Here is a 24,131-nt window from a genome sequence, read left to right on the forward strand (position 1 = left end):
TTACTCTCCTAACAGACGCATCATTTCCGCTTCGTCGATAACCTCAATGCCGAGCTCCTGGGCTTTCGCCAGCTTCGAACCCGCCGCTTCTCCGGCAATCACCAGGTCGGTTTTCTTCGACACGCTGCCCGCCACTTTGGCCCCCAGCGCCACCAGACGGGCTTTAGCATCGTCGCGTGAAAGCTGGCTCAGGCTGCCGGTGAGCACCACCGTTTTACCGGCGAACGGACTGTCGATCTCTTCAGCATTAACCACCACCGGCGCGGGCCATTTAATGCCCTCTTCCAGCAGTTCGCCGATGACGTTACGGTTGCTCTCTTCGGCAAAGAAGTTAAAGACGTGCGTGGCAACGACGATGCCGACATCCGGGACTTTCTGCAGCTCCTCGATGCTCGCCTTTTCCAGCGCCTCCAGCGTACCAAAGTATGCTGCCAGACCCGCGGCCGTGGCTTCACCCACTTCACGAATGCCCAGCGCGTACAGGAAGCGGGCGAAGGTGGTTTCTTTGGCGGCTTCCAGCGCGTTAACCACGTTCTGGGCTGACTTTGGCCCCATGCGGTCCAGACCGGTCAGTTTACCTGCGGTCAGCCTGAAGAGGTCCGCTGGCGTGTGGACATACTCTTTTTCAACCAGCTGATCGATAATCTTGTCGCCCATGCCGTCCACGTCCATTGCGCGACGGGAAACGAAGTGCTTCAGTGACTCTTTACGCTGTGCGCCACAGATTAAGCCCCCCGTACAGCGCGCCACGGCTTCACCTTCCACACGCTCAACGTCCGAGCCACACACCGGGCAATGGGTTGGGAAGACAACCTCGCGCGTATCGTCAGGACGTTCTGACTCCACAACGTTAACCACCTGCGGGATCACGTCCCCCGCGCGGCGAATCACCACTTTGTCACCAATACGCAGGCCCAGGCGGTCGATTTCATCGGCGTTATGCAGCGTAGCGTTACTCACCAGCACGCCCGCCACCTGCACCGGCTCCAGACGGGCGACCGGCGTAATGGCTCCCGTACGTCCCACCTGGAACTCCACGTCGCGGACGAAGGTCATCTGCTCCTGAGCCGGGAACTTAAACGCCACCGCCCAGCGCGGCGCGCGCGCCACGAAGCCCAGCTGCTCCTGCAGCGCCAGTGAATTCACCTTGATGACCACGCCATCAATATCAAAGCCGAGCGTCGGACGATCCTCTTCCACCTTGTGGTAGAACGCCAGTACCGCTTCCGGCGAGTCGCAGAGCTGAACGCGGTTGCTCACCGGCAGCCCCCACGCCTTAAACTGCAGCAAACGCCCGAGATGGGTATCCGGCAGCTCGCCGCCCTCCAGAATACCGACACCGTAGCAGAAGAAAGTAAGCGGTCGCTTCGCAGTGATGCGCGGGTCAAGCTGACGCAGCGAGCCCGCCGCCGCGTTACGCGGGTTAGCAAACACTTTCCCGCCGGTGCGACGCGCCTCTTCGTTAATTTTCTCGAAGCCCGCCTGCGGCAGGAACACCTCGCCGCGCACTTCCAGACGCGCAGGAATGTTGTCACCCTGAAGCTTCAGCGGGATCGCGCGGATGGTACGCACGTTAGTGGTGATGTCTTCACCCGTCGTGCCGTCGCCACGCGTCGCGGCACGCACCAGCACGCCGTTTTCATAGAGAAGGCTGACGGCCAGGCCATCCAGCTTCAGCTCGCAGCACCAGGTGAGCGCGTCGCTGCTTTTCAGGCGATCCTGCACGCGCTTGTTAAACGCGAGGAAGCTCTCTTCATCGAAGACGTTATCCAGCGATAGCATTGGCACTTCATGCCGCACCTGGCTGAAGGCCCCCAGCGGCTCTGCGCCGACGCGCTGGGTGGGGGAATCCGGCGTGATGAGTTCTGGATGCTGCGCCTCTAATTCCCGCAGCTCACGCATCAGGCGGTCATACTCCGCATCCGGGACTTCCGGTGCGTCCATAACATGATAGAGATATTCATGATGGCGAAGCGTGGTTCGCAGTTCAGTGAGTTGTTGTTCGATTGAGTCCATATCACACCATCAATGAGAAAAAACCCCCGACATGCGGGGGTTGAGGAGGAGTTGAAGTCAACGCGGCGATTACGCGTTAGCTTCCTTAACTTCGCGGATGCGGTCCTGATACTCGCGCAGTTTCTGCGGGGTCATCATTCGACGCTGATCGTCGAGCACCACACCACCGACTTCGTCAGCGATATGCTGAGCGGACTGCAGCATCAGCTTAAAGTTTTGCAGTTCGTCGCCGTAAGACGGCACCTGCATAAAGATAGTGACGCCAGGCGTAACGAAATCACCGGTCATGTCCGGATCAAAGGTACCTGGGTTAACCATGTTGGCCAGGCTGAACAGCGCCGGGCCGCTACCGTCAGGACTCAGGTGACGATGGAAAATGTTCATATCGCCAAACTTGAAGCCTGCCTGTTGAATACTGTTAAGCAGAACGTCACCGTTGAGATGGCTACCGTGATGCGCGGCCACGTTCATGATGATCACCGCTTCTTTACGCTGCGGTTTTTCAACAACCGGTTCTGGCTCTGCAACGGGCTCAGGCTCAACGTGCGGGGCTGGCGCGGGCTGCGGCGCAGGTTGAACATGAACAGGCTGCTGCGGTTGTGGTACCGGCTGTGCAGGCTGCTGTTGCACGGGCTGCTGCACCGGTTGCTGTTGAACCGGTTGTGGCGCAGCAGGCTGCTGATAGACAGGCTGTTGCGGCGGCTGGCGCACCGGTTCTTCCACAGGCTGCGGCGCTGGCTGGCGCGGCTGTGCAGAAGCATACGGCGGTTGATACTGGTGCTGCGAAGGACGAGGCGCTTCATGCTCCCCATGGCCTACGCCGGGCGCAGTATTGACCCGATGAACACGAACTTCACCCACGCCGTCGTCGTCGCTTCCATCGATGTCATCTTCACTGTCATCGTCGTCACGACTGGACTTCATGCGCTTCAGTGGGCGATCGCGAAACATCGAGGAACGCTCTTTACGGCTGGTCCAGAAACCATGTACCAGTAAAGCGATTATGGCGATCGCGCCAACAATGATTAATATCAGACGCAAATCCTGCATCATTATATTCTCTGTTGTTCTAACACCTTGCCACCACGGCAAACATTTACTCACTAAGAGTATTTGCCGTTTACGTCAAGTGCAAGTGTGTGCAGAGCATTCACAGCATAAAGATGAAGGAAATCGTGCTTTTTGCTGGTTTTTCGAACATTTCCGAACTGGTCATTGGTTCGTAAGTGGATAATATAGGCGGGCAATTCCACTGGTTGTGTAAAAAGGAGTACAGCCTGGCTATGGTTTCAACATCTTCTTCCCCCCCGCGCAGCGGCGTCTGGTATTTTTCTCAGGGCTGGAAACTGGTCTCCCTGCCGGGTATTCGACGCTTCGTCATCCTGCCGCTGTTGATCAACATAATTCTGATGGGCGGCGCGTTCTGGTGGCTGTTCACAAAGCTGGAGAGCTGGATCCCGTCGCTGATGAGCCATGTGCCAAACTGGCTGCAGTGGCTTAACTACCTGCTCTGGCCGGTGGCGGTGATCTCCGTGCTGCTGGTGTTTGGCTACTTCTTCTCGACGATTGCCAACTGGATAGCCGCACCGTTTAACGGCTTGCTGGCGGAACAGCTGGAAGCGCGCCTTACCGGCGCAACACCGCCGGACACGGGCATATGGGGGATCATGAAAGACCTCCCTCGCATTATGAAGCGTGAATGGCAGAAGTTTGCCTGGTACCTGCCCCGCGCGATTGTGCTGCTTATCCTCTATTTTGTGCCCGGCATTGGCCAGACGGTGGCACCGGTGCTGTGGTTCCTGTTCAGCGCCTGGATGCTGGCCATCCAGTACTGCGACTATCCGTTCGATAACCACAAGGTGCCGTTTAAAGAGATGCGCACCGCCCTGCGCAGCCAGAAGGTTGCCAATATGCAGTTTGGTGCGCTGACCAGCCTGTTTACCATGATCCCATTCCTGAATCTGTTCATCATGCCGGTCGCCGTCTGCGGCGCGACGGCAATGTGGGTGGACTGCTACCGTGCAAAGCACGCGTTATGGAAATAATGCAAAAATGTGTAAAGCAGGGGTGGCTTATGCCGCCCCTTATTCCATACTGATCCCCATTATTTCCTTGCAGTATATAGATATGCGAATTCCTTACTTCCCCCTACCTGCTTAGCAGGTATGCTGGGTCGGTATCCCAATTTCATACAGTTAAGGACAGGCCATGAGTAAGATTTATGAAGACAACTCGCTGACTATCGGTCATACGCCCCTGGTTCGACTGAACCGTATCGGTAATGGACGCATCCTGGCGAAGGTCGAATCACGTAACCCGAGCTTCAGCGTAAAATGCCGCATCGGTGCAAACATGATTTGGGATGCTGAAAAACGTGGCGTACTGAAGCCTGGCGTTGAGCTGGTGGAACCGACCAGCGGCAATACCGGGATCGCTCTGGCCTATGTTGCTGCCGCGCGCGGCTACAAGCTGACGCTGACCATGCCTGAAACCATGAGCATCGAGCGTCGTAAGCTGCTGAAAGCGCTGGGCGCGAACCTGGTGCTGACCGAAGGCGCGAAGGGCATGAAAGGTGCCATTCAGAAAGCCGAAGAGATTGTGGCCAGCGATCCGGCGAAATACCTGCTGCTGCAGCAGTTCAGCAACCCAGCAAACCCGGAAATTCACGAGAAGACCACCGGCCCGGAAATCTGGGAAGATACTGACGGCCAGGTTGACGTCTTTATCTCCGGCGTGGGTACCGGCGGTACGCTGACCGGCGTGTCACGCTATATTAAAGGCACGAAGGGTAAAAAAGATCTGATTACCGTTGCCGTTGAGCCGACTGACTCACCGGTTATCACCCAGGCGCTGGCGGGGGAAGAGCTCAAACCTGGCCCGCACAAAATTCAGGGTATTGGCGCAGGCTTCATTCCGGGCAACCTGGATCTGAAGCTGATCGATAAAGTGATCACCATTACGAACGAAGAAGCCATCTCTACCGCGCGTCGCCTGATGGATGAAGAAGGTATTCTGGCGGGTATCTCTTCCGGTGCAGCCGTTGCGGCAGCGCTCAAGCTTCAGGAAGATGAAGCCTTTACCAATAAGAATATTGTGGTTATCCTTCCTTCCTCGGGTGAGCGTTACTTGAGCACCGCGCTGTTTGCCGATCTCTTCACTGAAAAAGAGCTGCAACAGTAGTGCCAGCATGTTAATAACGCGTAAAAAAGCACCTTTTCAGGTGCTTTTTTGTGGCCTGCTTCAAACTTTTACCCCTCCTGGCATTGCTTCACCCCGTAGGGTCTGGTATTTAAACCAGCAATTATTTTGATGCGTGAAATTAATCAGCGAACGAAATAGCCTTGCTGAATCGATTTTATGATTTGGTTCAAGTCTTGCTTTCGCTGCATAATGTTTAATGACGATCGAAACGTCAGCGCTAACAATACAGGCTAAAGTTCAGTCGCCAGGCTAGACTTTAGTTCCACAACACTAAACCTATAAGTTGGGGAAATACAATGTTCCAGCAAGAAGTTACCATTACCGCTCCGAACGGTCTGCACACCCGCCCTGCTGCTCAGTTTGTTAAAGAAGCAAAAGGCTTTTCTTCTGAAATCACTGTGACTTCCAACGGCAAAAGCGCGAGCGCAAAAAGCCTGTTCAAACTGCAGACTCTGGGCCTGACTCAGGGCACCGTAGTCACCATCTCTGCGGAAGGTGAAGACGAGCAGAAAGCAGTTGAGCATCTGGTAAAACTGATGGCTGAGCTCGAGTAAGTTTCCGGGTTCTTTTAAATATCAGTCACAAGTAAGGTAGGGTTATGATTTCAGGCATTTTAGCATCCCCGGGTATCGCTTTCGGCAAAGCACTGCTGCTGAAAGAAGACGAGATCGTCATCGACCGGAAAAAAATTTCTGCCGACAAGGTTGATCAGGAAGTTGAACGTTTTCTGAGCGGTCGTGCCAAGGCATCTGCGCAACTGGAAGCAATCAAAACTAAAGCTGGCGAAACTTTCGGTGAAGAAAAAGAAGCCATCTTCGAAGGGCACATCATGCTGCTCGAAGATGAGGAGCTGGAGCAGGAAATCATAGCCCTGATTAAAGATAAAGGCATGACGGCCGACGCGGCTGCGCATGAAGTTATCGAAGGTCAGGCAACTGCCCTGGAAGAACTGGATGATGAATACCTGAAAGAGCGTGCGGCTGACGTACGTGACATCGGTAAGCGCCTGCTGCGCAACATCCTGGGTCTGGCCATTATCGACCTGAGCGCAATTCAGGATGAAGTGATCCTGGTTGCTGCTGACCTCACCCCGTCTGAAACCGCACAGCTGAACCTGAAAAAGGTCCTCGGTTTCATCACCGACGCGGGTGGCCGTACCTCCCACACCTCTATCATGGCGCGTTCTCTGGAACTGCCTGCCATCGTGGGTACCGGTAGCGTCACCTCTCAGGTGAAAAACGGCGACTATCTGATTCTGGATGCCGTAAACAATCTGGTTTACGTCAACCCAACCAATGAAGAGATCGATAAACTGCGCGCGGTTCAGGAGCAGGTTGCGACTGAAAAAGCGGAACTCGCTAAGCTGAAAGACCTGCCAGCCATCACCCTGGACGGCCATCAGGTTGAAGTGTGCGCAAACATCGGTACCGTCCGCGACGTTGATGGCGCTGAGCGCAACGGTGCGGAAGGCGTCGGTCTCTATCGTACTGAATTCCTGTTCATGGACCGCGACGCGCTGCCTACAGAAGAAGAGCAGTTTGCCGCGTATAAAGCCGTGGCTGAAGCGTGTGGCTCTCAGGCGGTTATCGTCCGTACCATGGACATCGGTGGCGACAAAGAGCTGCCGTACATGAACTTCCCGAAAGAAGAGAACCCGTTCCTGGGCTGGCGTGCAATCCGTATCGCAATGGATCGTAAAGAGATTCTGCGTGACCAGGTTCGCGCGATCCTGCGTGCCTCTGCGTTCGGTAAGCTGCGCATCATGTTCCCAATGATCATCTCTGTTGAAGAAGTGCGTGCACTGAAGAAAGAGATCGAAATCTACAAACAGGAACTGCGCGACGAAGGTAAAGCGTTTGACGAGTCAATCGAGATCGGCGTGATGGTGGAAACACCAGCGGCGGCGACCATTGCGCGTCATTTAGCCAAAGAAGTTGATTTCTTTAGTATCGGTACCAATGATTTAACGCAGTACACCCTGGCAGTTGACCGTGGTAATGATATGATTTCACATCTCTACCAGCCAATGTCACCGTCCGTACTGAACTTGATCAAGCAAGTTATTGATGCTTCTCATGCAGAAGGTAAATGGACTGGCATGTGTGGTGAGCTTGCAGGCGACGAACGTGCTACACTTCTGTTGCTGGGTATGGGTCTGGACGAATTCTCTATGAGCGCCATTTCCATCCCGCGCATTAAGAAGATTATCCGTAACACGAACTTCGAAGATGCGAAGGTGTTAGCAGAGCAGGCTCTTGCTCAACCGACAACGGACGAGTTAATGACGCTGGTTAACAAGTTCATTGAAGAAAAAACAATCTGCTAATCCACGAGATGCGGCCCAAATTACTGCTTAGGAGAAGATCATGGGTTTGTTCGATAAACTGAAATCTCTGGTTTCTGATGATAAGAAAGACTCCGGAACTATTGAGATTGTTGCTCCGCTCTCCGGCGAGATCGTCAACATCGAAGACGTGCCGGATGTAGTGTTTGCTGAGAAAATCGTTGGTGATGGCATTGCTATCAAACCAACTGGCAACAAAATGGTTGCTCCAGTTGACGGCACCATCGGTAAAATTTTTGAAACCAACCATGCGTTCTCTATCGAATCTGATAGCGGTATCGAACTGTTCGTTCACTTCGGTATCGACACCGTTGAACTGAAAGGCGAAGGCTTCAAACGTATCGCGGAAGAAGGCCAGCGTGTTAAAGTTGGCGACCCGGTGATTGAATTCGATCTGCCACTGCTGGAAGAAAAAGCCAAGTCTACCCTGACTCCGGTTGTTATCTCCAACATGGACGAAATCAAAGAACTGATCAAACTGTCTGGCAGCGTCACCGTGGGTGAAACCCCGGTTATCCGCATCAAGAAGTAATTCTTGCCGCACAGTAAAATGGCGCCTTCGGGCGCCATTTTTGTTTATGCCGGCAGGATAAGCTCGTCGTAGCCTTTCGACTGGGTGTAGAGCATCACGTCCGTCACCCGATCGCCAGCCATGCGAATGGCATCGGCAACGGTTTTCCCCTCAACAATGCCGCTCACCAGCTCTGAACAGAACAGATCGCCCGTCCCTTTCAGATCGGTTTCTACCCGCGGATGCGCGCTAACGGTAACGCCCTCGCGGGTGACCAGCACCACGTGGATGTTCTGCGGGTCATCAGCGACCGGCGCACTGGTGATCGCCACCCATTTCAGGCTGTCAGAGAGCAGTCCCTGTGCCGCCGCGATGGCGCTTTCCGGCGTACGGCACAGTTTGCCGCTTAGCACTTCCAGCTCATAGACGTTTGGCGTGATCCCTTGCGCCAGCGGCAGCAGGTGCTCCCGATACGCCTCGGGGATCTCGGGCTTCACGTACATCCCGCTGTCGATATCGCCTATAACCGGGTCGACCAGCACCAGCAGGTCAGGATGCTGCGCTTTGACCGCCTTCAGCCACTGCGCCAGCAGGGCGATCTGGCTGGCATTTCCCATATATCCGGTAGTGACCGCCTTAAGCTCGCGCAGGATCTCGCGCTCTTCCAGCGCCTTCAGGTAGCCGCTGAACCACTCATCGGGGATCACGCCGCCGTAGAACGTGTCATAGTGTGGCGTGTTGCTGAACAGTACCGTTGGCACGGCGGTGACGTTCAGCCTGTGGGTTCGAATATTCGGCACCGCGATGCTGTTTCCCACGCTGCCGTACACCACCTGCGACTGCACCGCGACAATATCGGTTTGCTGCGCCCGGGTATTATCCCGGAATAGAATCATCTCCATGACGCTTAAATCCCCGCCCCCTGCGAATAACTCTCTTCACCAAAGACGCCGGTAGACAGATAGCGATCGCCGCGATCGCAAATAATCGCCACCACCACCGCGCCCGGGTTTGCCTGCGCCACCCGAATCGCGCCCGCTACCGCGCCGCCCGAGCTGACGCCGCAGAAGATGCCTTCGCGCACGGCCAGCTCACGCATGGTATTTTCCGCCTCGCGCTGATGAAGATCCAGCACCTGGTCCACAAGCTGCGCATTAAAGATGCCGGGCATATACTCCGCTGGCCAGCGGCGAATGCCCGGAATGCTGCTCCCCTCTTCCGGCTGCAGGCCGACAATGGTGACGGCTTTATCCTGCTCGCGCAGAAAACGCGATACCCCGGTAATGGTGCCGGTGGTGCCCATGCTGGAGACAAAATGGGTGATTCGCCCGTCGGTTTGCTGCCAGATTTCCGGGCCGGTGGTGGTGTAGTGGGCGTAAGGGTTGTCCGGGTTATTAAACTGATCGAGCAGTTTACCTTCGCCGCGCTCGGCCATTTCTAACGCCAGGTCGCGCGCGCCTTCCATCCCCTGCTCTTTGGTCACCAGAATCAGCTCGGCTCCGTAGGCACGCATCGCGGCGCGGCGCTCCTGGCTCATGTTATCCGGCATCAGCAGCTTCATGCGGTAGCCTTTCAGCGCCGCAATCATCGCCAGGGCGATACCCGTGTTGCCGCTGGTGGCTTCAATCAGCACGTCGCCCGGCTTGATTTCACCACGCTTTTCGGCCTGGACAATCATCGACAGCGCGGCGCGGTCTTTCACCGACCCCGCCGGATTATTGCCTTCGAGTTTGACCCAGATTTCGCTGCCGTTGTCTGGCCCCATGCGCTGAAGCTTGACCAGAGGCGTGTTGCCGATGGTATGTTCTAATGTATTCATGATCGCTGTCCAATAAAAAGCCCGGTGGCGCTTCGCTTACCGGGCCTACAGACGTCATATTGTAGGCCGGGTAAGCGCAGCGCCACCCGGCAAAACTACGTAATCCTAACCTATCAGGCTGACTCCGCCAGAGCAATATCCTCGCGCGTCTCGATGCGTTCCTTGCCGTGATAAATACGGGCATGCTGCAGACCGACAAACAGGCGTTCTCCCCGATGCGGCGGGACGTCGTCGCGCATGACCACCGTCAGCGGCTCGGTATACCAGCCCAGCGGCTGTACCACCAGTTGGGTATAGTGCCCTTTAGGGCTCGCTTCCAGCACCTGCACCGGCAGTGGTGAATCCAGGCTGGTTCGACGGCTCACGTCCACTTCCCACGGACGCAGGAACAGATCGACCGGTCCCTGGTGGGCGGAGCTATAGCCCAGCGGCCAGCGGTGCGCGCCCACGTGGAACTGTCCGCCGCGAATGGTGCCCTGCAAACGGTTCACCTCGCCCATAAACTCCAGCACGAAGCGGGTCGCCGGTTCACGCCAGAGCTGCTCCGGCTCGTCAACCTGCTCAATGTTGCCCTGACTCATGACCACCACGCGATCCGCGACTTCCATCGCCTCTTCCTGGTCGTGGGTCACAAAGACGCTGGTGAATTTCAGCTCTTCATGGAGCTGACGCAGCCAGCGGCGCAGCTCTTTACGCACCTGTGCATCCAGCGCGCCAAAGGGTTCATCCAGCAGCAGAATTTGCGGCTCAACGGCCAGCGCGCGCGCCAGCGCCACGCGCTGTTTCTGCCCGCCGGACAGCTGGGCCGGGAAACGGTCCGCCAGGTGAGCCAGCTGCACCATCTCCAGCAGTTTGGTCACTTTCGCCTTAATGGTTGCCGCATCCGGGCGTTCGCGACGCGGCAGCACGGTGAGGCCAAACGCAATGTTGTCAAACACGGTCATGTGGCGGAACAGCGCGTAGTGCTGGAACACAAAGCCCACTTTACGATCGCGGGCGTGCAGGCGGCTCACGTCGGTACCGTGGAAACGGATGTGCCCGCTGGTCTGATGCTCAAGCCCGGCGATAATACGCAGCAGCGTGGTTTTGCCGGAGCCAGACGGTCCCAGCAGCGCCACCATTTGTCCGGAAGGGATATCCAGCGAGATATCATTCAGCACCTGGGTGCGACCAAAAGACTTCTTAATATTGGCAATCTCAATGCTCATGATTTCCCTCCTGATGCAGACGTTTTTCCTGATTTTCTAAACGCCACTGCACCACACTCTTCAAAAACAGGGTCAAAATGGCCATCAGCGTCAGCAACGCTGCGGCAGTAAAGGCACCGATGGTGTTGTAGTCCTGCTGCAGCAGTTCAATCTGGAGCGGCAGCGACAGGGTTTCACCCCGGATGGATCCGGAAACAACGGAAACAGCACCGAACTCGCCAATCGCGCGGGCGTTGGTCAGTACCACGCCGTAAAGCAGCGCCCAGCGAATGTTCGGCAGCGTCACGCGACGGAACATTTGCCAGCCTGAAGCCCCCAGCAGCACCGCCGCTTCGTCTTCGTTGCTCCCCTGGCTTAACATCACCGGCACCAGCTCACGCACCACAAACGGACAGGTCACGAAGATGGTGACCAGCACCATGCCTGGCCAGGCGAACATAATCTGCAGGTTATGCGCATCCAGCCAGCCGCCCAGCGGGCCGTTTGAGCCGTAAAAGAGCAGGTACACCAGACCGGCCACCACCGGCGACACGGCAAACGGAATATCCAGCAGGGTCAGCAGCAGCTGACGTCCCGGGAAGTTAAAGCGCGTCACCAGCCACGCCAGCAGGGTACCGAACACCAGGTTCACCGGAACGGTAATCAGGGCAATCAGCACGGTCAGCCAGATGGCGTGCAGCATATCCGGGTTCGCCAGGTTTTCCAGCGCGGGCATCAGGCCCTTGCTGAACGCCTGAACGAAGATATAAATCGTCGGCACGACGAGAATGAGGGCGGACACCAGCACGCCCGCCCCAATCAGAAACCATTTACCCCAGTTGATGCGGGGCGCATCGTATCGCTTCAATTGCGTAACTTCCGCCATCAGTGACCTACCACACGTCGACCAAAGCGACTTTGCAGAGTGTTAATCGAGTACAGCAGCAGCAGCGAGGCCGCGAGGATCACCGAAGCAATCGCGCTCGCCGCCGGATAATCAAACTCCTGCAGGCGAATGAAAATCATCAGCGAGGTCACTTCCGTTTTCCAGGCGATGTTCCCGGCGATAAAAATCACCGCGCCGAACTCGCCAAGGCTGCGGGTAAACGACAGCGCGACGCCCGCCATCAGCGCCGGAGACAACTCCGGCAGCACCACCTTGCGGAAGCTCTGCCAGCGCGTGGCGCCCAGCGTTTCCGCCGCTTCTTCGTATTCCGGACCTAACTCTTCCAGCACCGGCTGCACGGTACGCACCACAAACGGGATGCTGGTAAAGGCCATCGCCACCGCGATACCAAGCCAGGTATAGGTCACCTTGATGTCAAATTTCGCCAGCCACTCGCCGTACAACCCGTTCACGGAGAAAAGCGACGCGAGGGTTAAGCCTGCGACCGCCGTCGGCAGCGCAAACGGCAGATCCATCAGGGCGTCAAGCAGCGTGCGGCCCGGGAAGCGATAGCGGGTTAAAATCCATGCCATCAGCAGGCCGAACACACCGTTAAAAATGGAGGCGACAAACGCCGACAGCAGCGTCACCTTATAGGCCGCCACCACCTGGGGGTTAGTGACCACGTCCCAGTACTGCGCCCAGCTCATCTGCGCAAGCTGCATCACCAGCGCGCTGAGCGGCAACAGCAGGATCAGGCAAACGAACAGCAGGCTAGTCCCGAGGCTTAAGGTAAAGCCCGGCAGCACGCGTTTAGTCGATACTGCAAACATTACTTATGCCCCGCCGCCAGCAGTTTGTCTAACTCACCGCCACTGGCAAAATGCGTTTTCATCACGTCTGGCCAGGAGCCAAAATGATCTTCCACGCGGAACAGCGCGGTCTGCGGGAATTTATCTTTCAGCTTGTCCATCACGTCCGGGTTGTTCACGCGGTAGTAGTAATCGGTAATGATGGTCTGCGCCTGAGGGCTGTACAGGTAGTTGAGATAGGCTTTTGCCGCTTTCTCGGTACCGTTTGCCTGCACGTTTTTATCCACCCATGCGACCGGGAATTCGGCCAGAATGTTGGTTTTCGGGATAACCACCTCAAAGCCCTGCGCTTCATACTGTTTGCGAATGTTGTTCACTTCCGACTCGAAGCTGATCAGCACATCGCCCAGACCGCGCTCTGCGAAAGTCGTGGTCGCCCCGCGGCCGCCGGTATCAAACACTTCGACGTTTTTCAGGAACTGGGTCATGAACTGCTCGGTTTTGGCTTTATCGTTACCGTCAGCCTTGTCCGCCGCACCCCACGCCGCTAAATAAGTGTAACGCGCGTTACCGGAGGTTTTTGGGTTCGGGAAAATCAGTTTCACGTCGGAACGCACCAGGTCGCTCCAGTCGTGGATATTCTTCGGATTGCCCTTGCGCACCAGGAAACCCATGGTGGAGTAGAACGGCGAGCTGTTGTTCGGCAGACGGCTCTGCCAGTCCGCCGGGATGAGCTTGCCTTTGTCATGCAGGATCTGCACGTCAGTGACCTGGTTGTAGGTCACCACATCCGCTTTCAGCCCCTGGAGAATGGCCAGCGCCTGTTTGGACGAACCGGCGTGGGACTGCTTGATGGTCAGCTTATCGCCGTTATTGTCTTTCGCCCACTGCTGTTCGAACGGGGGGTTAAGGGCGGCAAACAGCTCGCGGGAGACGTCATACGAACTGTTCAACAGTTCAGTCGCCTGCGCCTGTGCCACCAGCAGTAAACCTGCCAGCGCCAGAGTTCCTTTTTTCAGTACAGTAACGGCCATTGCGCACCCTTATAAATGTGATGACTATCTTATAGTCATAATATTTATAACGGGGATGAAAGGAGTAACGGTTTTATATACCGTTTGGTGATTTAGAAGCAGAAAAGGGAATAAGGGGCAGGGAAAATTGCCGGGTGGCGCTAACGCTTACCCGGCCTACGTATGGAGAGCGGTTTTACAGCGCCAGCAGACGCTCAACGGACGGCGCGAAGTAGTAGCCGCCGGTCACCGGTTTGGTGAAGCGCAGCATGGCGTCGCGCTTGCCGTCGGTATCGCCGAACATGCTCAGCAGCTGCTGTTCAATATTATACAGGCGCGCGCAGTAGGCGCAGAAGTAGAGGCCGTGCGTGCCGCTTGCCGTGCCGTACGGCAGGCTCTGGCGGACAATCTTCAGTCCTTTACCGTCTTCCTTGAGGTCAACGCGGGTCAGGTGCGAGGTGACCGGACGGTCATCACCGTCGATCTCTTCGTTGGCCTCTTTCGTACGGCCAATCATCATCTCCTGGTCGTGCACGCTCATGCGGTTAAGCTGCTTGAGGTTATGCTCCCAGCGCTGCACGAACACGTAGCTGCCGCCCGCGTCCACGCCGTCTTTGATTACCGCGACTTCACGACGCGTCTCTTCCCCTGCCGGGTTTTCCGTTCCGTCGACGAAGCCGCTCAGATCACGCTCTTCGACCCAGCGGAAACCGTGAACCTCTTCCTGCACCTCAATGCTGTCGCCAAAGGCCGCCACCGCCGCCTGGGCAACGGAGAAGTTCACGTCGTGACGCAGAGAAAGAATGTGGATCAGCAGGTCGTACTGGGTCGCCGGAGCCAGGCCTTTGCCGTAAGGGATGAAGTCTTTCAGCTCTTCCGCCCCTTCCCCGCCGCTCAGTTGACGCCAGACGTTATTGCCAAACGCAACAACGGCGCCGAGGTGGGCTTCCGGGAATTTGGCCTGGAAGGTCGCCAGTTTATCAATAAACGCTTTGCTGGCCGCACGCAGGGCATCCACGTCCCCTTTGACATTGGCTTCAATCCAAATCGCCGCGCGGCAATGTTCTGGCAAAATGCCACTCTGAACCTGAGACATCGCTCCTCCTGAAATAAAGATGCCACGTCAGCGTGGCATTGATGGCGGCTATTATACCCGGATTTCAGCGAGGCGGTTTGTTCAGACGCAAATTACTGCTTCCAGAGTATTTTGCTCACCTTCCAGCTCTTCAGCGTGTCGTCAGACGGCATCAACCCTTCCGGACCGCTCCAGGTGCCGGTAAAAACATAGCTGATGTGCTGGCTGCCTTCCGCCTTACACTCCACCGCCACTTTATCGTCGGATGGCGCGCTGGAGCAGTTGCCAAAGGCCTGCTTATAAAGATCGCTGAACGGGGTCCCGACCTTCACGCCGCTGGCGGTCGGAATATCTTCATCCATGACGGCAATCCGGTTTACCGTGCCTTTGTCACCGTTGATCACCAGTGCCAGCTTGTCGCCCTTCAGCGCTTCGTAATAGCGCACTATATTGCCATTCTCTGTTTTCATGCCGCTGCGCAGGCGGTAATCGCTGCTGAGCGCATCCTGAATAGCATTCTGATCCAGCGCCGTCGCGGCGGTAATTTTCCCCACGCCCTGCTCGGTCACTTCCGTTGATGAGCCAAACCAGTTCCACGGATACGCGGCGGACCAGTTAATGGAGGAGAGCGTCGAACAGCCGGTCAATGCCAGCGGGAGAACGCATAAGAGTAAACGCAGCGATTTCATTGAAACGTCCTTACGTGTTAAATCAACGCTTGTTGGAGTGCGACATCGGCAAAAAGTGCCGGATTAATCATCCTGCGGCGCAAAACAGGCGCGAAGGCGCGGGTTGGTCAGCAGCCACAGCAGCGCCACAATATCGGCAACCACCAGCGCAACGCCGATGCCCGTCAGCGGTTCACCGTACCACCAGAGTACCGGCTGCCAGAAGAGCAGCGCAATCTGGGCAAGGATCAGCAGCCCGCGAAGCGCGCGCCACAAACGCGGGATCGCATGCCGTCGGCCGCTGCATAAGAAAGCCACCACCGCCGGTACGCCCGGCAGCAAGCCGAGCCAGAAGGCATCGTGATCGGGATAAAAGAGCGTCAGCAGCGTGTCGCCCTGCCCGCGCGACGCGGCGGCCATCACGAACAGCACCCAGGTCCGGGCCTGGAGCAGCAGAACGCACCAGAATAAAAAGGGCAGCCTGACGCGCCCCTGCGCATCATAGTCTGCCGGATGGATCTCAGTACTCTTCATCTTCGATGAGACGCTTTCCTAAATTCAGCACGTCAGCGTGAACGTAGCCCAGGCGTTCATACATGCCCAGCACCACGTCGTTATCTTCCCGCACCATGATCTGGATTTTCGGACAGCCGCGGGCGATCAGCTTCTTCTCGAGCCGGTTGAGCAGCGCATTGGCGATGCCGCGACCACGGTATTCCGGGTGCACGCCCAGATAATAGGCCGAGCCGCGATGGCCGTCGTAACCGCCCATGACCGTCCCCACGACCTCGCCATTGACTTCCGCGACCAGAAACAGACTGACGTCGTGATTCACCTTACGTTCGATATCCATTTCCGGATCGTTCCACGGACGCAGCAGATCGCAGCGCTCCCAAAGGGTGATCACCTCTTCGAAATCTTCCTGGCGAAAAACGCGTATCTCCATGGTATTAACCGCCTTTTCGGGTTTAAAAACAGTGATTATGGCGCGAACCACGCCTTTAGCCAATAACCGGGGAAAATCTCGCCAAAATTTGGCATAATGTCACTTTGTCACGTATTGAAATGAAAAGTAAAACAATTCTCACTATGGACTGTCGTAACGCTAAACGCGATACGATATAACACCAGGACCCCATTTTTTAGTATTCAGGCCGCATGAGCACATTCAAACCATTAAAAGCACTCACATCGCGTCGTCAGGTTCTCAAAGCGGGGCTGGCGGCCTTAACGTTAACGGGCATCGCAAAGCAGGCTCAGGCGAAAGACGAGAGCACGCTCAAAACCAGTAACGGACACAGCAAACCGAAAACGAAAAAGCCGGGCGCGAAGCGTCTGGTGATGCTCGACCCGGGCCACGGCGGTATTGATACCGGCGCCATCGGCAAAAACGGGTCGAAAGAAAAACACGTCGTGCTGGCGATTGCAAAAAATGTGCGGGCGATTTTACGCAGCAACGGCATTGACGCCCGCCTGACGCGCTCTGGCGACACCTTTATTCCGCTGTATGACCGCGTAGAGATCGCCCACCAGCACGGAGCGGATCTGTTTATGTCGATTCACGCCGACGGCTTTACCAACCCGTCAGCCGCCGGCGCCTCGGTGTTTGCGCTTTCCAACCGCGGCGCCAGTAGCGCCATGGCGAAATACCTCTCCGATCGCGAAAACCGGGCGGATGAAGTCGCCGGGAAGAAAGCCACTGACAAGGACCACCTGCTACAGCAGGTGCTGTTCGACCTCGTGCAGACGGATACGATCAAAAACAGCCTGACGCTCGGCTCGCATATTCTGAAAAAGATTAAGCCGGTGCATCGACTGCACAGTAAAGGCACCGAGCAGGCGGCGTTCGTGGTGCTGAAATCACCGTCCATCCCGTCCGTACTGGTGGAAACCTCGTTCATTACCAACCCGGAAGAGGAGCGACTCCTCGGCACCGCGGCGTTTCGTCAGAAGATTGCCAACGCCATCGCTTCCGGCATTATCAGTTACTTCAACTGGTTCGATAACCAAAAAGCGCACTCCAGGAAACGTTGATGAAACCCAATGCTCAACTGGTCAAAACGTTCCTGCTGCAGCTGCAGGATGAGATTTGCCAGAAACTGGCCGCCGCAGACGGCGGAGAATTTCAGGAAGATACCTGGCAGCGCGAGGCCGGTGGCGGCGGACGCAGTCGCGTGCTGCGTAACGGCGGCATCTTCGAACAGGCCGGGGTGAATTTTTCCCACGTTCATGGCGACGCCATGCCCGCGTCTGCGACGGCACATCGTCCTGAGCTTGCGGGCCGCAGCTTCGAAGCGATGGGCGTCTCGCTGGTGGTGCATCCGCACAACCCGTTTGTGCCGACCAGCCACGCCAACGTGCGCTTTTTCATTGCCGAAAAGCCGGGGGCCGATCCGGTCTGGTGGTTTGGCGGCGGTTTCGACATGACGCCCTACTACGGCTTCGAAGAGGATGCCGTGCACTGGCACACCACCGCGCGGGACCTTTGTCTGCCGTTTGGCGAAGACGTTTACCCGAAATATAAAAAGTGGTGCGACGACTACTTTTACCTGAAGCACCGCGACGAGCAGCGCGGCATCGGCGGGCTGTTCTTTGACGACCTCAACACGCCTGATTTTGATACCGCGTTCAGCTTTATGCGCGCGGTGGGTGAAGGCTATACCGACGCCTATCTGCCCATCGTCGAACGCCGTAAAAACACCGACTACGGCGTGCGCGAGCGTGAGTTCCAGCTTTACCGCCGCGGGCGCTACGTGGAGTTCAACCTGGTGTGGGATCGCGGGACGCTGTTCGGCCTGCAGACCGGCGGGCGCACGGAGTCGATTCTGATGTCGATGCCACCGCTGGTGCGCTGGGAGTACTGCTACGAGCCAAAAGAAGGCAGCCCGGAGGCTGCCTTAAAAGAGTTTATTCAGGTGCGGGATTGGGTGTAACTGCCGGATGGCGCTGCGCTTATCCGGCCTACTCAACCCGTAGGTCGGGTAAGCGAACGCGCCACCCGACACGCAGCGATTACAGCGGCTGCGTCTGCGCCTCAACCACCGCCAGCGCCACCATATTCACGATACGGCGCACGGAGGCAATCGGCGTTAACACGTGCACCGGTTTTGCCACGCCCATCAGCACCGGTCCTACGGTCACCCCTTCAGAGCTGGAGACGCGCAGCAGGTTATAGCTGATACGCGCCGCTTCCACGTTCGGCATAATCAGGATATTTGCCGATCCCTTCAGCGGGCTGTCCGGCATACGTTCGTTACGGATGCTCTCCACCAGCGCCGCATCACCGTGCATTTCCCCGTCAATCATCAGCTCCGGCGCGCGCTCGCGCACCAGCGCCAGCGTCTCACGCATTTTGCACGCCGCCGCGGATTTAGACGAACCAAAGTTAGAGTGCGACAGCAGCGCCACCTTCGGTTCGATACCAAAGCGACGCACGGTCTCGGCGGCCATCACGGTGATCTCCGCCAGCTCGTCCGGGGTGGGATCGTCGTTAACGTAGGTATCGGCAATAAAGGTGTTGCCGCTTGGCAGCAGCAGGGCGTTCATCGCCCCGGCGGTGTGCACGCCGTCGCGATAGCCGAAGATCTCCTGCACCACGCTAAAGTGCTCGTGGTAATCGCCGATGGTGCCGCAGATCAGCGCATCCGCCTCGCCGCGATGGACCATGATCGCGCCGATCACCGTCGTGTTGCTGATGACGGCTTTCTGCGCCTGCTCCTGGGTGATCCCCCGACGTTTCATGATCGCGTAGTATTCGCTCCAGTACTCTTTGAAGCGCGGATCGGATTCGTTGTTGACGATCTCGAAGTCGACGCCCGGCTTAATCTGTAGGCCCAGCTTCTGGATACGCATTTCGATCACGCTCGGACGACCAATCAGAATCGGCTTCGCCAGGCCTAAGGTGATTAGCTCCTGGGTGGCGTGCAGCACGCGCGCCTCTTCCCCTTCCGCCAGCACCACGCGCTTGGCGTCGGCGCGCGCCTGAGAGAAGATCGGCTTCATGAACAGGTTCGTTTTATAGACAAACTCGGTGAGTTTATCGACGTAAGCGTCGAAATCCTCAATCGGACGCGTCGCCACGCCGGAATCCATCGCCGCTTTGGCCACCGCAGGGGCAATTTTGACAATCAGACGCGGGTCGAACGGTTTTGGAATGATGTAGTCAGGGCCAAAGCTCAGATCCTGATCGCCATAGGCTGAGGCAACCACTTCGCTCTGCTCGGCGTGGGCCAGCTCCGCGATGGCGTGCACGGCGGCCAGCTTCATCTCTTCGTTGATTGCCGTCGCGCCGACGTCCAGCGCTCCGCGGAAGATGAACGGGAAGCAGAGCACGTTGTTGACCTGGTTCGGGTAGTCGGAACGTCCGGTACAGATAATGGCGTCTTCACGCACCGCTTTCGCCAGCGGCGGCAGAATTTCCGGTTCCGGGTTGGCCAGGGCCAGGATCATCGGCGCGCGCGCCATCTTCTTCACCATCTCCTGGGTCAGGACCTTCGGACCCGAGCACCCGAGGAAGATATCCGCGCCGTCGATCACGTCCTCAAGCGTGCGTTTACCGTCGTCTTCTACCGCATACGCCGCTTTGGTTTCCGCCATGTTCGGCTCGCGATCTTTGTAAATCACGCCCTTGGAGTCACAGACCACAATGTTGTGTTTCTGCATACCCAGCGCTACCAGCAGGTTCATACAGGCGATGGCCGCGGCGCCTGCGCCCGACACCACCATGCGCACGTCGGAGAGATTTTTCTCCACCACCCGCAGGCCGTTGAGAATGGCAGCGGTGCTGATAATGGCCGTACCGTGCTGGTCGTCATGGAACACGGGAATGTTCATACGCTCGCGCAGCTTCTGCTCGATATAGAAACATTCCGGCGCTTTAATGTCTTCCAGGTTGATCCCCCCGAAGGTCGGCTCCAGCGCGGCCACCACGTTGATGAATTTGTCAGGATCGAGCTCGTCCACCTCGATATCAAACACGTCGATACCGGCGAATTTCTTGAACAGCACCCCCTTGCCTTCCATCACCGGCTTACCGGCCAGCGCGCCGATGTTACCGAGACCCAGTACCGCCGTGCCGTTAGAGATCACGGCAACAAGGTTGCCACGCGCGGTATATTTGTAGGCCGCCAGCGGATCTTTTTCGATTTCCAGACACGGGGCCGCTACGCCCGGCGAATAGGCCAGCGCCAGATCGCGCTGGGTTGCCAGCGGTTTGGTTGGGGAGACCTGAATTTTGCCCGGGACAGGGAACTCGTGAAAATCGAGGGCACTCTGTTTCAACTGCTCATCCATCTTATTTATCCTTTCACGTATCGGTCAAAAGGGTGACGAAAGCGATCCGGTTGCACACCCTGGTGTGCCGCCTAGTATCGCCTCAGACCGCCTCCTAAACTTTGAAGGCTGCCAAACTCTCACCATCACACATTAAAAATTGTTATCAATTTATAACAGCCATGTTACCCGTCTCAAAAGCAATGCCTCCCCCGTCTGCTATGCTTTTTTGTTAAGTCCATCATGATTTTTCCAGAAGTGTGAACTAACGCACTCATCTAACTCTTTTATTTCCAAGGAGTAATCATTTATGAACCAGCTAGACGGCATCAAACAATTCACCACCGTGGTCGCCGACAGCGGCGATATTGAGTCGATTCGTCACTACCAGCCGGAGGATGCGACCACTAACCCTTCGCTACTGCTCAAGGCAGCCGGGCTTGCCCATTTTAGTCATCTGATTGATGACGCCATTGCCTACGGTAAGCAGCGCGGGAAAACGCAGGAGCAACAGGTCGCCGAAGCCAGCGACAAGCTGGCGGTTAATTTTGGTGCGGAAATTCTTAAAAGCATTCCGGGCCGCGTCTCGACCGAAGTCGACGCCCACCTCTCGTTCGATAAAGAAAAGAGCATTAACAAAGCGCGTCGTCTGGTGGAACTCTACCAGGAGCAGGGGATCGATAAATCACGCATTCTGATCAAGCTGGCGTCGACCTGGGAAGGCATCCGCGCCGCAGAGGTGCTGGAAAAAGAGGGGATTCACTGCAACCTGACGCTGCTGTTCTCCTTTGCCCAGGCGCGCGCTTGTGCCGAAGCGGGCGTGTTCCTGGTTTCACCGTTTGTAGGCCGCATCTACGACTGGTACCAGGCGAAACAGCCGATGGATCCGTACGTGGTGGATGAGGACCCGGGGGTGAAATCGGTGCGCAATATTTACGACTACTACAAGCAGCATCGCTACGAAACCATCGTGATGGGGGCCAGCTTCCGCCGTACCGAGCAGATCCTTGCCCTGGCAGGCTGCGACCGCCTGACCATCTCCCCTAACCTGCTCAAAGAACTACAGGACAAAGAAGAGACGGTGATCCGCAAGCTGGTGCCAACCTCTACCGTTCTGCCAAAACCGAAAGCCATGACCGAAGCGGAGTTCCGCTGGGAGCACAATCAGGACGCAATGGCCGTGGAAAAACTGGCGGAAGGTATCCGTCTGTTCGCCGTCGACCAGCGCAAACTTGAAGATCTTCTCGCTGCCAAACTTTAACCTTGCCACGGAGTGAACTATGTCCCGTAAAGAGCTCGCCAATGCCATCCGCGCCCTCAGCATGGATGCCGTGCAGAAAGCCAATTCCGGCCACCCCGGCGCACCGATGGGCATGGCCGATATTGCCGAAGTGCTGTGGAACGACTTCCTGAAGCACAACCCCAACGATCCCACCTGGTATGACCGTGACCGCTTTATTCTCTCCAACGGCCATGCCTCGATGCTGCTCTACAGCCTGCTGCACCTGTCCGGTTACGATCTGCCGCTTGAGGAGCTGAAAAACTTCCGCCAGCTGCACTCCAAAACCCCGGGACACCCGGAGATTGGCTATACGCCGGGCGTGGAGACCACCACCGGGCCGCTCGGTCAGGGGCTGGCAAATGCGGTCGGGCTGGCGATTGCCGAGCGTACCCTGGCGGCACAGTTCAACCAGCCGGATCACGAGATTGTCGATCACTACACCTACGTGTTTATGGGTGACGGCTGTCTGATGGAGGGGATCTCCCACGAGGTCTGCTCCCTGGCGGGCACCCTGGGGCTGGGTAAGCTGATCGGGTTCTACGATCACAACGGCATCTCCATCGACGGGGAAACCGAAGGCTGGTTCACTGACGACACGGCAAAACGCTTCGAGGCCTACCACTGGCACGTGGTCCACGAGATCGACGGCCACGATCCTGAGGCGGTGAAAAAAGCGATTCAGGAAGCGCAGAGCGTGAAGGACAAACCGTCCCTGATTATCTGCCGCACGGTTATCGGCTTCGGTTCACCGAACAAGGCGGGCAAAGAAGAGGCGCACGGCGCGGCGCTGGGTGACGAAGAAGTGGCGCTGACCCGCCAGAAGCTGGGCTGGAAATACCCGCCATTTGAAATCCCGAAAGAGATCTACAGAGCATGGGATGCGCGTGAAGCGGGTGAAAAAGCCCAGCACGCCTGGAACGAGAAGTTTGCCGCCTACAAAAAAGCGCACCCGGATCTGGCCGCCGAGTTTTCCCGCCGCATGAGCGGCGGTCTGCCGGAGGACTGGGACGATAAAACTCAGGCGCTGATTGAAAACCTGCAGTCCAACCCGGCAAAAATCGCCACCCGTAAGGCGTCGCAAAACACCCTGAATGCGATTGGCCCTCTTCTCCCTGAACTGCTGGGCGGCTCGGCGGATCTGGCACCGAGTAACCTGACCATCTGGTCGGGCTCGAAATCGCTGAAAGAGGACATTGCCGGGAACTATATCCACTACGGCGTGCGCGAGTTCGGGATGACCGCGATCGCCAACGGCATCGCTCACCACGGCGGCTTCGTGCCCTACACCGCCACCTTCCTGATGTTCGTCGAGTACGCCCGGAACGCGGCGCGCATGGCAGCGCTGATGAAGGCGCGGCAAATTATGGTCTATACCCACGACTCCATCGGTCTGGGAGAAGACGGCCCCACCCATCAGGCGGTTGAACAGCTGGCGAGCCTGCGCCTGACGCCAAACTTCAGCACCTGGCGTCCCTGCGATCAGGTCGAAGCGGCGGTGGGCTGGAAGCTGGCGGTAGAACGCCATAACGGTCCGACGGCACTGATTCTGTCACGCCAGAACCTGGCGCAGATAGAGCGCACGCCAGAGCAGGTGAAAAACATCGCTCGCGGCGGCTATATCCTGAAAGACAGCGGCGGCAAGCCGGACGTGATCCTGATTGCGACCGGTTCAGAGGTAGAAATCACGGTGAAAGCGGCGGAGAAACTGACCGCCGAAGGCCACGCGGTGCGGGTCGTCTCCCTGCCTTCCACGGATATCTTTGACGCCCAGGACGAGGCGTACCGGGAATCGGTCCTGCCGTCCAGCGTCGCGGCGCGCGTGGCGGTGGAGGCCGGTATTGCCGACTACTGGTACAAGTATGTCGGGCTCAAAGGAGCGATTGTGGGCATGCGGGGCTACGGTGAGTCCGCCCCTGCCGATAAGCTGTTCCCGTACTTCGGCTTTACCGTTGAGAACGTGGTGGAGAAGGCGCTGAGCGTGCTGTAGTGCGGCCTGCGTTGCCGGGTGGCGCTATCGCTTACCCGGCCTACGGCTCGGTTTTTTGT

22 protein-coding genes are annotated in these 24,131 nt (G+C 57.1%); 9 read left to right on the plus strand and 13 right to left on the minus strand.

Annotation, left to right across the window (positions count from 1 at the left end; all coding sequences use genetic code 11):
* Together ligA and zipA are read right to left on the minus strand one after the other, a co-directional pair.
* The gene (ligA, locus tag ABFV38_RS15885; RefSeq protein WP_048029625.1) at positions 1-2,016 is read right to left on the minus strand and encodes an NAD-dependent DNA ligase LigA; all 2,016 of its coding nucleotides are present in this window, start codon (positions 2,014-2,016) and stop codon (positions 1-3) included.
* Between the two features lie 69 nt (positions 2,017-2,085).
* Complete coding sequence (gene zipA, locus ABFV38_RS15890; RefSeq protein WP_048226152.1) at positions 2,086-3,069, minus strand: cell division protein ZipA; 984 nt, start codon at positions 3,067-3,069, stop codon at positions 2,086-2,088.
* Between the two features lie 230 nt (positions 3,070-3,299).
* Between zipA and cysZ the strand changes: the two genes are divergently transcribed.
* The 5 genes from cysZ to crr all read left to right on the plus strand — a co-directional run bounded on the left by cysZ (position 3,300) and on the right by crr (position 8,093).
* Positions 3,300-4,061: a sulfate transporter CysZ gene (cysZ, locus tag ABFV38_RS15895; RefSeq protein ID WP_048226154.1), complete on the plus strand. Its 762-nt coding sequence runs from the start codon at positions 3,300-3,302 to the stop codon at positions 4,059-4,061.
* A 163-nt stretch (positions 4,062-4,224) separates the two neighbouring features.
* Positions 4,225-5,196 (plus strand): cysteine synthase A, encoded by a 972-nt coding sequence (gene cysK, locus ABFV38_RS15900; RefSeq protein WP_045909448.1) that lies wholly within the window; start codon positions 4,225-4,227, stop codon positions 5,194-5,196.
* 317 nt (positions 5,197-5,513) lie between these two features.
* Positions 5,514-5,771, plus strand: a complete 258-nt coding sequence (gene ptsH, locus ABFV38_RS15905; protein ID WP_045909449.1) for a phosphocarrier protein Hpr — start codon at positions 5,514-5,516, stop codon at positions 5,769-5,771.
* A 44-nt stretch (positions 5,772-5,815) separates the two neighbouring features.
* Positions 5,816-7,543 (plus strand): phosphoenolpyruvate-protein phosphotransferase PtsI, encoded by a 1,728-nt coding sequence (gene ptsI, locus ABFV38_RS15910; protein ID WP_023332954.1) that lies wholly within the window; start codon positions 5,816-5,818, stop codon positions 7,541-7,543.
* Positions 7,544-7,583: 40 nt separating this feature from the next.
* On the plus strand, positions 7,584-8,093 hold the full coding sequence (crr, locus tag ABFV38_RS15915) for a PTS glucose transporter subunit IIA (protein WP_003861316.1): 510 nt from the start codon (positions 7,584-7,586) through the stop codon (positions 8,091-8,093).
* A 44-nt stretch (positions 8,094-8,137) separates the two neighbouring features.
* Here crr and pdxK read toward each other — a convergent pair whose 3' ends face one another.
* From pdxK to ABFV38_RS15965, 10 genes are all read right to left on the minus strand, one after another.
* Positions 8,138-8,974, minus strand: a complete 837-nt coding sequence (gene pdxK, locus ABFV38_RS15920) for a pyridoxine/pyridoxal/pyridoxamine kinase (protein WP_348957553.1) — start codon at positions 8,972-8,974, stop codon at positions 8,138-8,140.
* A 5-nt stretch (positions 8,975-8,979) separates the two neighbouring features.
* On the minus strand, positions 8,980-9,891 hold the full coding sequence (gene cysM / locus ABFV38_RS15925; protein WP_044597836.1) for a cysteine synthase CysM: 912 nt from the start codon (positions 9,889-9,891) through the stop codon (positions 8,980-8,982).
* A 113-nt stretch (positions 9,892-10,004) separates the two neighbouring features.
* Positions 10,005-11,099, minus strand: a complete 1,095-nt coding sequence (gene cysA, locus ABFV38_RS15930; protein ID WP_348957554.1) for a sulfate/thiosulfate ABC transporter ATP-binding protein CysA — start codon at positions 11,097-11,099, stop codon at positions 10,005-10,007.
* Positions 11,089-11,964, minus strand: a complete 876-nt coding sequence (gene cysW, locus ABFV38_RS15935) for a sulfate/thiosulfate ABC transporter permease CysW (RefSeq protein WP_045909450.1) — start codon at positions 11,962-11,964, stop codon at positions 11,089-11,091. The genes cysA and cysW overlap by 11 nt, the downstream gene beginning before the upstream one ends.
* The gene (gene cysT / locus ABFV38_RS15940) at positions 11,964-12,797 is read right to left on the minus strand and encodes a sulfate/thiosulfate ABC transporter permease CysT (protein WP_004123378.1); all 834 of its coding nucleotides are present in this window, start codon (positions 12,795-12,797) and stop codon (positions 11,964-11,966) included. The genes cysW and cysT overlap by 1 nt, the downstream gene beginning before the upstream one ends.
* Positions 12,797-13,810 carry a thiosulfate/sulfate ABC transporter substrate-binding protein CysP gene (cysP, locus tag ABFV38_RS15945; protein ID WP_167211839.1) on the minus strand — a complete coding sequence of 338 codons (1,014 nt, stop codon included), beginning with the start codon at positions 13,808-13,810 and terminating at the stop codon, positions 12,797-12,799. Before cysP ends, cysT begins: the two co-directional genes overlap by 1 nt.
* Before the next feature lie 175 nt (positions 13,811-13,985).
* On the minus strand, positions 13,986-14,885 hold the full coding sequence (locus ABFV38_RS15950; RefSeq protein WP_348957555.1) for a Dyp-type peroxidase: 900 nt from the start codon (positions 14,883-14,885) through the stop codon (positions 13,986-13,988).
* Between the two features lie 92 nt (positions 14,886-14,977).
* Positions 14,978-15,553: an RpoE-regulated lipoprotein gene (locus ABFV38_RS15955; RefSeq protein WP_348957556.1), complete on the minus strand. Its 576-nt coding sequence runs from the start codon at positions 15,551-15,553 to the stop codon at positions 14,978-14,980.
* Between the two features lie 63 nt (positions 15,554-15,616).
* On the minus strand, positions 15,617-16,066 hold the full coding sequence (locus ABFV38_RS15960) for a DUF2919 domain-containing protein (RefSeq protein WP_048226167.1): 450 nt from the start codon (positions 16,064-16,066) through the stop codon (positions 15,617-15,619).
* On the minus strand, positions 16,053-16,478 hold the full coding sequence (locus ABFV38_RS15965; RefSeq protein ID WP_008501614.1) for a GNAT family acetyltransferase: 426 nt from the start codon (positions 16,476-16,478) through the stop codon (positions 16,053-16,055). The genes ABFV38_RS15960 and ABFV38_RS15965 overlap by 14 nt, the downstream gene beginning before the upstream one ends.
* Before the next feature lie 212 nt (positions 16,479-16,690).
* On the opposite strand from ABFV38_RS15965, the gene amiA reads away from it, so the two are divergent.
* Positions 16,691-17,566, plus strand: coding sequence for an N-acetylmuramoyl-L-alanine amidase AmiA (gene amiA / locus ABFV38_RS15970; RefSeq protein WP_045325904.1), 876 nt, complete (start codon positions 16,691-16,693; stop codon positions 17,564-17,566).
* Positions 17,566-18,465 carry an oxygen-dependent coproporphyrinogen oxidase gene (hemF, locus tag ABFV38_RS15975; protein ID WP_045909456.1) on the plus strand — a complete coding sequence of 300 codons (900 nt, stop codon included), beginning with the start codon at positions 17,566-17,568 and terminating at the stop codon, positions 18,463-18,465. The genes amiA and hemF overlap by 1 nt, the downstream gene beginning before the upstream one ends.
* A gap of 79 nt (positions 18,466-18,544) precedes the next feature.
* Here the strand turns inward: hemF and maeB are convergent, their stop codons facing one another.
* Positions 18,545-20,824 carry an NADP-dependent oxaloacetate-decarboxylating malate dehydrogenase gene (maeB, locus tag ABFV38_RS15980; RefSeq protein ID WP_045406103.1) on the minus strand — a complete coding sequence of 760 codons (2,280 nt, stop codon included), beginning with the start codon at positions 20,822-20,824 and terminating at the stop codon, positions 18,545-18,547.
* Positions 20,825-21,113: 289 nt separating this feature from the next.
* Here maeB and tal point away from each other — a divergent pair, with 289 nt between their 5' ends.
* Both tal and tkt read left to right on the plus strand, forming a co-directional pair.
* Positions 21,114-22,064, plus strand: coding sequence for a transaldolase (gene tal / locus ABFV38_RS15985; protein WP_348957557.1), 951 nt, complete (start codon positions 21,114-21,116; stop codon positions 22,062-22,064).
* Positions 22,065-22,083: 19 nt separating this feature from the next.
* Entirely contained in the window at positions 22,084-24,072 is a 1,989-nt protein-coding gene (gene tkt / locus ABFV38_RS15990; RefSeq protein WP_167211847.1) for a transketolase, read from the plus strand.
* The last annotated feature ends 59 nt before the right edge of the window (positions 24,073-24,131 follow it).

This window comes from Enterobacter cloacae complex sp. Mu1197 (assembly GCF_040059225.1).
In the GTDB taxonomy this organism is placed as follows: domain Bacteria; phylum Pseudomonadota; class Gammaproteobacteria; order Enterobacterales; family Enterobacteriaceae; genus Enterobacter; species Enterobacter quasiroggenkampii.

Bases quoted from the DNA above. Each gene is read 5' to 3' on its own strand.
- ligA (WP_048029625.1), bottom strand. From the start codon at position 2,016: ATGGACTCAATCGAACAACAACTCACTGAACTGCGAACCACGCTTCGC.
- zipA (WP_048226152.1), bottom strand. From the start codon at position 3,069: ATGATGCAGGATTTGCGTCTGATATTAATCATTGTTGGCGCGATCGCC.
- cysZ (WP_048226154.1), top strand. From the start codon at position 3,300: ATGGTTTCAACATCTTCTTCCCCCCCGCGCAGCGGCGTCTGGTATTTT.
- cysK (WP_045909448.1), top strand. From the start codon at position 4,225: ATGAGTAAGATTTATGAAGACAACTCGCTGACTATCGGTCATACGCCC.
- ptsH (WP_045909449.1), top strand. From the start codon at position 5,514: ATGTTCCAGCAAGAAGTTACCATTACCGCTCCGAACGGTCTGCACACC.
- ptsI (WP_023332954.1), top strand. From the start codon at position 5,816: ATGATTTCAGGCATTTTAGCATCCCCGGGTATCGCTTTCGGCAAAGCA.
- crr (WP_003861316.1), top strand. From the start codon at position 7,584: ATGGGTTTGTTCGATAAACTGAAATCTCTGGTTTCTGATGATAAGAAA.
- pdxK (WP_348957553.1), bottom strand. From the start codon at position 8,974: ATGGAGATGATTCTATTCCGGGATAATACCCGGGCGCAGCAAACCGAT.
- cysM (WP_044597836.1), bottom strand. From the start codon at position 9,891: ATGAATACATTAGAACATACCATCGGCAACACGCCTCTGGTCAAGCTT.
- cysA (WP_348957554.1), bottom strand. From the start codon at position 11,099: ATGAGCATTGAGATTGCCAATATTAAGAAGTCTTTTGGTCGCACCCAG.
- cysW (WP_045909450.1), bottom strand. From the start codon at position 11,964: ATGGCGGAAGTTACGCAATTGAAGCGATACGATGCGCCCCGCATCAAC.
- cysT (WP_004123378.1), bottom strand. From the start codon at position 12,797: ATGTTTGCAGTATCGACTAAACGCGTGCTGCCGGGCTTTACCTTAAGC.
- cysP (WP_167211839.1), bottom strand. From the start codon at position 13,810: ATGGCCGTTACTGTACTGAAAAAAGGAACTCTGGCGCTGGCAGGTTTA.
- ABFV38_RS15950 (WP_348957555.1), bottom strand. From the start codon at position 14,885: ATGTCTCAGGTTCAGAGTGGCATTTTGCCAGAACATTGCCGCGCGGCG.
- ABFV38_RS15955 (WP_348957556.1), bottom strand. From the start codon at position 15,553: ATGAAATCGCTGCGTTTACTCTTATGCGTTCTCCCGCTGGCATTGACC.
- ABFV38_RS15960 (WP_048226167.1), bottom strand. From the start codon at position 16,066: ATGAAGAGTACTGAGATCCATCCGGCAGACTATGATGCGCAGGGGCGC.
- ABFV38_RS15965 (WP_008501614.1), bottom strand. From the start codon at position 16,478: ATGGAGATACGCGTTTTTCGCCAGGAAGATTTCGAAGAGGTGATCACC.
- amiA (WP_045325904.1), top strand. From the start codon at position 16,691: ATGAGCACATTCAAACCATTAAAAGCACTCACATCGCGTCGTCAGGTT.
- hemF (WP_045909456.1), top strand. From the start codon at position 17,566: ATGAAACCCAATGCTCAACTGGTCAAAACGTTCCTGCTGCAGCTGCAG.
- maeB (WP_045406103.1), bottom strand. From the start codon at position 20,824: ATGGATGAGCAGTTGAAACAGAGTGCCCTCGATTTTCACGAGTTCCCT.
- tal (WP_348957557.1), top strand. From the start codon at position 21,114: ATGAACCAGCTAGACGGCATCAAACAATTCACCACCGTGGTCGCCGAC.
- tkt (WP_167211847.1), top strand. From the start codon at position 22,084: ATGTCCCGTAAAGAGCTCGCCAATGCCATCCGCGCCCTCAGCATGGAT.